This window comes from Komagataeibacter rhaeticus, assembly GCF_003207855.1.
Classification (GTDB): Bacteria; Pseudomonadota; Alphaproteobacteria; order Acetobacterales; family Acetobacteraceae; genus Komagataeibacter; species Komagataeibacter rhaeticus.
Genome location: NZ_NKTZ01000044.1, coordinates 1 through 6,605, shown reverse-complemented (window position 1 = coordinate 6,605; position 6,605 = coordinate 1). Strand labels below are relative to the sequence as shown.

Annotated in this window: 10 protein-coding genes; 3 read left to right on the top strand and 7 right to left on the bottom strand. The window is 65.6% G+C overall.

Features of this window, described 5'->3' with window-relative positions:
• The first annotated feature begins 124 nt into the window (after positions 1-124).
• From CFR78_RS15680 to CFR78_RS15670, 3 genes are all read left to right on the top strand, one after another.
• Positions 125-370, top strand: a complete 246-nt coding sequence (locus CFR78_RS15680; RefSeq protein WP_370543935.1) for a DOPA 4,5-dioxygenase family protein — start codon at positions 125-127, stop codon at positions 368-370.
• A 104-nt stretch (positions 371-474) separates the two neighbouring features.
• A complete protein-coding gene (locus CFR78_RS15675) occupies positions 475-1,107 on the top strand; it encodes a hypothetical protein (RefSeq protein WP_019086936.1) in 633 nt (210 codons plus the stop codon).
• Between the two features lie 4 nt (positions 1,108-1,111).
• Positions 1,112-1,702, top strand: a complete 591-nt coding sequence (locus tag CFR78_RS15670) for an RES family NAD+ phosphorylase (RefSeq protein ID WP_019086935.1) — start codon at positions 1,112-1,114, stop codon at positions 1,700-1,702.
• A gap of 11 nt (positions 1,703-1,713) precedes the next feature.
• Here the strand turns inward: CFR78_RS15670 and CFR78_RS15665 are convergent, their stop codons facing one another.
• The 7 genes from CFR78_RS15665 to CFR78_RS15635 all read right to left on the bottom strand — a co-directional run bounded on the left by CFR78_RS15665 (position 1,714) and on the right by CFR78_RS15635 (position 6,427).
• A complete protein-coding gene (locus CFR78_RS15665) occupies positions 1,714-3,468 on the bottom strand; it encodes a relaxase/mobilization nuclease domain-containing protein (RefSeq protein WP_034930448.1) in 1,755 nt (584 codons plus the stop codon).
• A gap of 245 nt (positions 3,469-3,713) precedes the next feature.
• Positions 3,714-4,415 carry a lytic transglycosylase domain-containing protein gene (locus CFR78_RS15660; RefSeq protein ID WP_034930451.1) on the bottom strand — a complete coding sequence of 234 codons (702 nt, stop codon included), beginning with the start codon at positions 4,413-4,415 and terminating at the stop codon, positions 3,714-3,716.
• Positions 4,402-4,740: a DUF736 domain-containing protein gene (locus tag CFR78_RS15655; protein ID WP_034930454.1), complete on the bottom strand. Its 339-nt coding sequence runs from the start codon at positions 4,738-4,740 to the stop codon at positions 4,402-4,404. Before CFR78_RS15655 ends, CFR78_RS15660 begins: the two co-directional genes overlap by 14 nt.
• A 1-nt stretch (position 4,741) precedes the next feature.
• Positions 4,742-5,284 (bottom strand): S26 family signal peptidase, encoded by a 543-nt coding sequence (locus CFR78_RS15650; RefSeq protein WP_034930458.1) that lies wholly within the window; start codon positions 5,282-5,284, stop codon positions 4,742-4,744.
• Positions 5,281-5,745 carry a DUF2840 domain-containing protein gene (locus tag CFR78_RS15645; protein ID WP_053323591.1) on the bottom strand — a complete coding sequence of 155 codons (465 nt, stop codon included), beginning with the start codon at positions 5,743-5,745 and terminating at the stop codon, positions 5,281-5,283. The genes CFR78_RS15650 and CFR78_RS15645 overlap by 4 nt, the downstream gene beginning before the upstream one ends.
• Entirely contained in the window at positions 5,742-5,984 is a 243-nt protein-coding gene (locus CFR78_RS15640; protein WP_034930465.1) for a ribbon-helix-helix protein, read from the bottom strand. Before CFR78_RS15640 ends, CFR78_RS15645 begins: the two co-directional genes overlap by 4 nt.
• Positions 5,981-6,427: a site-specific DNA-methyltransferase gene (locus tag CFR78_RS15635; RefSeq protein ID WP_258366204.1), complete on the bottom strand. Its 447-nt coding sequence runs from the start codon at positions 6,425-6,427 to the stop codon at positions 5,981-5,983. Before CFR78_RS15635 ends, CFR78_RS15640 begins: the two co-directional genes overlap by 4 nt.
• Positions 6,428-6,605: the final 178 nt, after the last annotated feature.

The window sequence follows — 6,605 nt, the reverse complement described above, 5'->3', positions numbered from 1 at the left end:
GTGACACTGGGGAATATCCATGAAAGTGAACGACTTTCTGGATTTCCCAGTTCCGGAACCTCAGTACAAGATACCCATCACGAAAAGTACGGAAGAACCCAGTTCTCAGTGAAAATCAACACCGATGTATCAGATCGCCTTCGAGACCGGGCTGTTCGCGACGCTCGTTCCTTGGCTGATACTCAATCACCGGGGCCTGAGCATCCTGATCCACCCGAATACGCGTTCTCCGCGCCGGGATCACATCAGCGACGGACTCTGGCTCGGGCAGCGTCGCGCCTTGCTGCCGAAGCGGCTACCGGAAGACTCGCCGAAGGCGGACGACGCAGGGGCTCCGAATACTGAACCGGCGGGTACGGCGCTGATCTGACGCCAGCCCAAAGCCAGGAGCGTGGCGGCGTTCTATTGGTTGCTTTGGTTGTCATGGTTTCCTATATTGCCATCACGAAGAGGACTCTGCCAGGAGGCGACAGGATGCCCACGACACCCGGTTCGGAAACACGCACCCGCGTTGCGGGAAGCCATACGAGAACCCGACTTCTCGGCGTGGGCAGCATCGTGACGGTGCCGGCCGGCCTGGAACTGGCTGCACGCAAGACAGCTCGAACGCGCGGACGTGCCAGCGCGAAGCCACAGGTGCTGGAATACGAGGTTCGGCCGCAAGCCGGTCGCTCTCCCTCCCGCGAGACCGCAACAGATGCCTATGCGGTCGGCCCATGGGGACTTGCCCTGTTACGCGGGAAACAGATCAGGGACGACGATCTTCGCCGTGCCGGTGGCGCCTATACGCTCGATCAGGTCAGGGAACTGCTCAGAGTCACCCGCCAGGCCATCGAGAAGAAAGTCCGCGAACAGGCGATCCTGGCGGTTCCGGGACCGAGCGGCGAGCGGCGCTATCCGGTCGCGCAGTTCACTGGGGATGGGGTCGTGTCGGGCCTGAAGCCGGTGCTCGCCGCCCTGCCAAGCGAAAGCGCATGGTTCCGTCTGAATTTCCTGGTTACGCCGCTCGCACAACTCGACGGGCAGACACCGATCGAAGCGCTGGGCGCTGGCAAGACCGAAGCGGTTGTGGAAGCCGCGCAGTCCATCGGCGTCCAGGGCGGTTGACCGCGTGCCGAACCAGCCCTGGCCGCCGGGAGACCTCGCCTCCCGGCAACCCCGCTGGCGCATTCTGCCCGCGGGCCATCCCCTGCATCGTTTTCACTCCCGCGCTCATGATCCGATTTATTTCGACCGTTCGCGCTCCGGGCGTCTCAACGCGCCGGACGGCTCTCATGGCGTTCTGTACACGGCGGAACAGCAGGCCGGCGCGTTCGCGGAGACGTTCCTGCGCGCGCCAGGCCGCACGCTGCTGCCGATCAATCTCATCGCCGCCAAGGCCTGCACCATACTGAGCGCCAATCGGGAACTGCGGCTGGTGGAGCTGCATGGCCCCGGACTGGCTGTGCTCGGCGCCACGGCGGAGGTCACATCATCCGGCCTGCCGTACGATCTGCCACACGCCTGGTCGAAAGCCGTTCACGACGCATGGTCCGATGCCGACGGCATCAGCTACCGCGCCCGCCATGACAACGATCAGATCTGTTTCGCCCTTTTCGACCGGACGGAGAGCGCGATTGCGATCGCCTCCCAGAGCGACAATCTCGATGCGGACTGGTTCTATGAACTGATGGAGATCTATGGCGTGGGACTGACGAACTGACCGGCAAGGTTTCAAATCCCGAGTCCCCGCTTCCGTCCGAAAGTCCAGTCCACCGCTCCACCCGGCGACAGGGTGCCGGAAACCTGCCGTCCGAGCTTCTGCTCCAGCGCCGGGCGCCACGGCACGAGCTGGAACCCCAGCCCATCGTCGACCATCGCAAACCGACCCGAGGACAGGTTGACCCGCTGGCGATAAACCCCCGAGACAATCTCGTCTTCCTTCGCGGGCCGGTGTTGCAGACCAGTCTGCGCCGCCAATCTGGCGGCCGCCTGATCGAGATCACGCTGGCGCAGGGTGCCGAGCAGGTCGGGTGCGAACACCACGCGCTCGCCCTGCCGCCGGGCCAGCCCCTCGGAGGCGAGATGATCGATCCGCTGCGCCCTCGCCTCGCGGACCTCGGCCCCGAAGCCCGCATTGGCCAGCGCCGAATCTTTGGCGAGCAACTGGCGATCGAGCCAGGTCGCGCCGGGCGCCGTCACCTGCTCGGCCAGCGTGAAATCCGAGCGCGTGGCGAGCGACAGGCGCTGCGTGCCCTTGGCATCCTCCCAGGTGCGGGTCTCGACGATCGCGCCCGGCTTCGCATCGCCGGTCAGATCCAGATCGGGGAAGCGGAGATGATGCGTGCGCCCGTCGGTGCCGGCGATCACCGCGTAGCCCGAACCCTTCAGTTCGTCGTCTAGCCCGCGCTCGACCAGCCGGCCAACGATCGGATCGGCCAGCTTCTCACCGTGGATCGCGAAACCCGCGATGTCGGGCTCTGTCCCACCGCCGGACATGGCGCGGTGCATGGTTTTGATGATGTCGCCCCGGATGGAAAGATCGCGCAGCGTCGCCTCCAGCCCCGGCTTGAGGGTCCAGCGGGCCACCCCGACCGGTTCGGCAAGACCAAGCCCTTCCAGCTTGCTCGCCCGGCCCACCAGCAGGCGGCGCAGTTCCGGGTCTTCAGCACCCGCGCCCGGTTGCAGATCGACGATGCCGCCGCGCTCGTCGTTGATGTCCTGCAACGCGCGATCGAGACTGGTCCAGCGGTCAGCGCCGATCTCGGTTTCCAGCGCGGTGCGGATTTCCTGTTCACTGCGCGGGCCAAGTTCCAACGTCACCCGTTCGGCGGCGCGGTCGCGCAGGCCCTGGCTGATATAAGCGCGGCTGATGACCAGATCCTTGCCGTCGTCGGCCACGCCGCGCACCAGGATGTGGACATGCGGATTGTCAGTGTTCCAGTGATCCACCCCGACCCAGTCCAGCTTGGTGCCGAGGTCGCGCTCCATGTCCTGCATCAACTCCCGCGCGAAGCCCCGCAGATCCTCCATCCGTGCTGCGTCCTCGGGCGAGACGATGAAGCGAAAATGGTGACGGTCGTCTTCGCAGCGTTCCGCGAAGGCCTTGCTGTCCGCCTCATCAGACCCGACATCGAACAGATGGGCCCTGGCCCCGTCGCGAGTGACGCCCTCGCGCCTGAGATAGGCGATGTGCCGGGCGAGTGGTGCTGACCGAAACCGCGCACCCTGCTGGCGGACGACCCGCGCCTTGACCACGACCCGACGGGCATTGCTGCGCAACCGCATGGAGAGTGCCGCACGCCGGCCGCGCCCGAAACGGGAACCGCCACCGCCTCCCCTGCCCTTCGCTCCTAACCGGGTGCCGGTATGACCGGCCTTCTTCGCGGCACGCATGACCTCGCCGACGAAGGATTTCGGTCGTGCGCCCTGGTTGCCGTGCTGGATGCGTCCGGGCCGGACAGTCAGGCTGTCATCGCGCGTCGCCATGGCCCGCTCCCCGCTTCGATGTGCGCCTGACGGGCCCGGATCGTTGAAAAGATTAGGAAAAATGGACGAAGAGCCGCAGGCGGTGCATGGTGAGAGGACAAATTCTCCAATCAAACCAACCACATGCAGCCCCGAACGGGCGCTGCTTTTACCTTGCCGTCCTTCCCTCCGTTGCCTATCTCCCCCCAGCACCCCATCCCCAAGGCACCCATAGCCCGCCAGAGCCCGATGGGCCGGAACGGGGATCATCGGCGCGCCTCCCCATGTCCTGACGCGATGAACAGACCTGCCGATTGCGGTACGAGTGCCGTCCAGTCTGTCATTCGGGAACCAGATGAACGTGCCGGGTCGTACGCACTGCCGACAGGCCGGGACGCATCGCCCGTACGCAGGAACGACGCCGGAAAGAGGGAAGAAGTCTGCCAGGATGGTGCCAGCGGAGCGCCGATCGCGATGTTATCGGGAAGCGAAAGAGCCAGCTGCGCGCTGACGGATGCGACGTAGTTCCGCGTCTCGGCAGGTAACGGTCGGCCGGTCGCCAGATGCTCGTCATAGCGCGCGGGACCGGCATTGTAGGCGGCAAGGAACCCGGCCTCGCCATAGCGGTCGCGCATCCACCGCAGATAGGTCGCACCGGCCAGAATGTTATCGTGGGGGTCGAACGGATCCTCGCCAAGGCTGAGCGACGTGCGCAGGCTGGACCATGTGCCGGGCATCACCTGCATGAGCCCCATCGCGCCCGCCGACGACACGGCATGCGCATCGCCTCGGCTCTCCGCGTGCAGCACGGCGGCGATCCATGAAGCTGGAATCTGCGCGCGTCTGGCCGCTTCCGCGATCATGTCAGCGTATGGATCGGCGACCGCGACATGCCCCGATATCGTCATGGAAACGACGACCGAAAGCACGACACCGAGCAGCCGGAGTGCCGCCTTACCGCCGGTCATCACGCTTCACCGGGCGGCTCCAGACCAGATGGAAGGCGCGCCCCTGACGATCGGACTGGAACAGATTGGCGCGGATCGGCTGCGCCAGCATGGGGTCGTCGAGAACCAGCGAGAGGTAAGTGCCCGCCTTCTCGCCGGTGCGTTTCCACCCCGCACCCACCTCCGGTCCGGCATCGGCGTCGCCGAGATGGACACGATAGTCGGGCGCATACTCGGCGTCCGACGAAGTCGCCGGCACGATCGTCAGTTCGACGTCGAGGGCGAGCGTGCGCAGGCGACCGGCGAAGCCGTCAGCCGTGCGCGTGAAAGTTCCGATCTGGGCCATGTCAGCCTCCTTTCTGATTGGGGGTGGGAGACATCGGTGACGGCACGAGCCACAGTGGCTGGGCACGGCCAAGCACCGCATCGACCGGCAGGATGCCGAAATAGCGTCCGTCGAGACTGGTCGGGACCGCTGCGTTCATGACGAAGACCTGACCGGGCAGGACGTGCCGACAGCCTTGCCAGACCGGCAATGGACGGCCGCGATGATCGCGGGCCAATGCATCGCCGAGCGGCTTGCCGTCGACCGTGACGGCAGCACCAATGCGACAGACCCGTTGTCCCGGCAGTGCGGCAACCGGCTTGAGCAGCGGCACACCGAGGGGCAGATAGCCGCCGTGCGCCAGCATCGTGGCAATGTCTGTCGAGGGTCGGATCGCGATCAGGTCGCCGACATGCAGGATGCTTACCGATTGCAGGCGGTACAGCCCAATCGGCGTGCTGGCAGTGGCGTTCCAGATCAACCGGGGCTCCGGATGGATCACCACTGACGTGCCAACACCGAGTATTGCGAAATAGGTGGTGAAGAACCAGCCGAAGCGCGTCATGATACCGCCCTCCGGCGCAGCCAGGCCTGATGGCGGTCGCGCGTGTAGGGACGTGGTGCCTGCCCGGCGAGCATCCGATTGTGCAGATGTCGCCAATGTTCCGGCGCGACATCGACGGGATCAATGCCGATAGCTTCGATACGATCGACGGCTTCGAGCACCAGGCGGACCCTCGGCCAGCCGCTCTGGCGCAGCAGACTCTCACCACCGGGCCGCACGAACGGCACCGTCTGATACGGCTCGTCGGAACGGGTGACGCGCACGATGTCGATGCAGGACACCACCGTGCCGTAATCGTTCGCCGCCCAGCGCAGGAACGCGAACACGCTGTCCGGCGGAAAGCTCAGTATCCGCCGCCGACGATCGAGAATCTGCTCATGGGCGACAGAGCCGAAGCGGATCCAGTGCTCGATGCGCTTCTCAATCCAGGTCAGTTCGACATGAGCGAGGGTGGCGTTCATGGCACATCTCCAGAAGTATCCGAGAACTCGCGGGCCAGCAGCGCGCGCAGCATGTCGGCGACCGTGATGCCGCGCTGGAACGCCGCGACCTTGAGGCGGGCACGCAGCGCCGGCGTGACGTCGATGGTCAGCCGGGCGGTAAAGCGGTTGGGGGTCGTAGGCTTCTCCGGCATCCTGACCCAGCGTTCCGGGTCGGCGGGACGCGACGCGAAACCGGGTCGCACGCGACGTTCTGTCATGGCGAAATCCCTTCGCCGAGCGGCAGCACGGACGCGATGCGGTCGCGCGCCTTCTGCGCCATGACAGGATCGATCTCGCAGCCGACGTAGCGCCGGCCGGTCAGCCGGCAGGCGACGTCCGCCGCACCAGAGCCGGCGAACCAGTCACCCACCAGGCCACCCGGTGGGCAGCTCGTGCGGATCAGGATCTCCAGCAGGGCTACCGGCTTTTCGGTGGGATGGATGGCGCGGCCATGCGCATTGCGGACCGGAATTACGGAGCGCATCAGGCGCGGGCCACCGTCCTCGCTGACGTAATGACCGGCATCGATCCGGCCCATGTGGGGCGGCCGGTGTTTCCGCCATACCATGCGTGCCCGCGCGTCGGGCGTGGTCGGAACCACGTTGTAGACGGCACGCCAGGGCGTATCGTCGCGATAGAACTGGACGATCAGTTCATGCATGCGCCGGAAGCGATCGGCATGGAAGCTGGAACCGTTCTGCTTCTCCCAGAGGTGGTCCCGTCCGTTCGGACAGTTTTGCGGGCTTGATAAGCTATACCCGGTTGTTGTTATGCCGCCCTTCTGACGGCGTTGCTGTTGGCCATCTGGTCCGGGGTTAACCCCGGACCAGATGGCGTCG

Coding starts and splice junctions, on each gene's coding strand:
- CFR78_RS15660 (WP_034930451.1), bottom strand. CDS start 4,415: ATGACCGGCGGTAAGGCGGCACTCCGGCTGCTCGGTGTCGTGCTTTCG.
- CFR78_RS15655 (WP_034930454.1), bottom strand. CDS start 4,740: ATGGCCCAGATCGGAACTTTCACGCGCACGGCTGACGGCTTCGCCGGT.
- CFR78_RS15645 (WP_053323591.1), bottom strand. CDS start 5,745: ATGAACGCCACCCTCGCTCATGTCGAACTGACCTGGATTGAGAAGCGC.
- CFR78_RS15635 (WP_258366204.1), bottom strand. CDS start 6,427: ATGCATGAACTGATCGTCCAGTTCTATCGCGACGATACGCCCTGGCGT.
- CFR78_RS15665 (WP_034930448.1), bottom strand. CDS start 3,468: ATGGCGACGCGCGATGACAGCCTGACTGTCCGGCCCGGACGCATCCAG.
- CFR78_RS15640 (WP_034930465.1), bottom strand. CDS start 5,984: ATGACAGAACGTCGCGTGCGACCCGGTTTCGCGTCGCGTCCCGCCGAC.
- CFR78_RS15650 (WP_034930458.1), bottom strand. CDS start 5,284: ATGACGCGCTTCGGCTGGTTCTTCACCACCTATTTCGCAATACTCGGT.
- CFR78_RS15680 (WP_370543935.1), top strand. CDS start 125: ATGTATCAGATCGCCTTCGAGACCGGGCTGTTCGCGACGCTCGTTCCT.
- CFR78_RS15675 (WP_019086936.1), top strand. CDS start 475: ATGCCCACGACACCCGGTTCGGAAACACGCACCCGCGTTGCGGGAAGC.